Here is a 1,025-nt window from a genome sequence, read left to right on the forward strand (position 1 = left end):
ATCAGTATTGTTGTAAGAGACAGACCCCAGCCCGCACAGTCCCAGCCCATACCGCCGGGTGGGAGCACCTCGGGCGGCAAACGGCCAGCGGACGCGCCCCCGCTACCCAGCGGCCACCCACGTGGCCAGGCGCCGCTGCCGTTGCCGCCCGGATCGCATCCGGCGGCGCCGCGGTCACCGATCCCGATGCCGCCCGGCCAGCAGTCCGCCGGAGCAGCGGCCGGTCACCGCCGCCCGGCCACCAGCCGCGGCCAGAACGGCAGTCGGGGCCGCGGCCAGGGCCGTGCGCGGGGCCGCCGGGCGCGGCCCCGGATGCAGGTTGCGGTGCCGCTGAACCTGGAGGCACCCGACACCGATGTGGAGTTCCTGGACGCGTGCGCCGACCTGCAGCAGATGCTGCGCGGCATCGGGATGGCGGTGGAGGACTGGAACGAGGAACTGGCCGCCCGCCGCCTGCCGCCGATCGTGACCGGTCCGCTGGAGAACGTGCATGAGGGGCTGGTGGACGGGGCCGCGTGCACGGCGCTGGCCACGCTGTTGTTCGAGAACTGGTTCGCCGAGGCCCGCGAGATCGCCGCCGCCGGGATCGAGTTCACCGGCGACGACCCCGAATAGGCCCCGGCACCTCTGCCCTCGACACCTGCCCTCGACACCCTGCCCGAGCCCGTACCACCAGAAGAGGAGTCCGAGGATGCTTCCGCGTCCCCGCGGCCGGCATCCCGGCCGCTTCGTCGTGGAGTTCGACGCCCCCGACACCGACGGCGAGTTCATCGCCACCAGCCTGGCCATCGCCGCCCTGATGGGCGGGCTGGCCGACGCGGTCGATGCCTGGACCGACGAGCTGACCCGCCGGGGCATGCCCCCCGCGATCACGCTGCAATTCGAGCACCTGGCCGACAACCTCACCGACGCCGAACACGCCGCCCGCGGCGCGGCCGTCAACTTCGCCGACTACTTCGAAGACGCCCGCACCATCGCCGCCCGCGGCATCCGGATCATCGGTGCCCCCCGCCGCGGCGCCTGAC

General features: G+C 73.5%; 2 protein-coding genes. Both read left to right on the forward strand.

The genetic code is table 11. The features are described 5' to 3' along the window. Nucleotides 1-312: 312 nt before the first annotated feature. A complete protein-coding gene (locus tag ETD83_RS41965; RefSeq protein ID WP_138650787.1) occupies nucleotides 313-615 on the forward strand; it encodes a hypothetical protein in 303 nt (100 codons plus the stop codon). A gap of 76 nt (nucleotides 616-691) precedes the next feature. After that, nucleotides 692-1,024 (forward strand): hypothetical protein, encoded by a 333-nt coding sequence (locus tag ETD83_RS41970; RefSeq protein ID WP_138650788.1) that lies wholly within the window; start codon nucleotides 692-694, stop codon nucleotides 1,022-1,024. Nucleotide 1,025: the final 1 nt, after the last annotated feature.

Origin of the sequence: Actinomadura soli, assembly GCF_005889715.1 — a bacterium.
Lineage (GTDB): Bacteria > Actinomycetota > Actinomycetes > Streptosporangiales > Streptosporangiaceae > Spirillospora > Spirillospora soli.

Coding starts and splice junctions, on each gene's coding strand:
- ETD83_RS41965 (WP_138650787.1), top strand. CDS start 313: ATGCAGGTTGCGGTGCCGCTGAACCTGGAGGCACCCGACACCGATGTG.
- ETD83_RS41970 (WP_138650788.1), top strand. CDS start 692: ATGCTTCCGCGTCCCCGCGGCCGGCATCCCGGCCGCTTCGTCGTGGAG.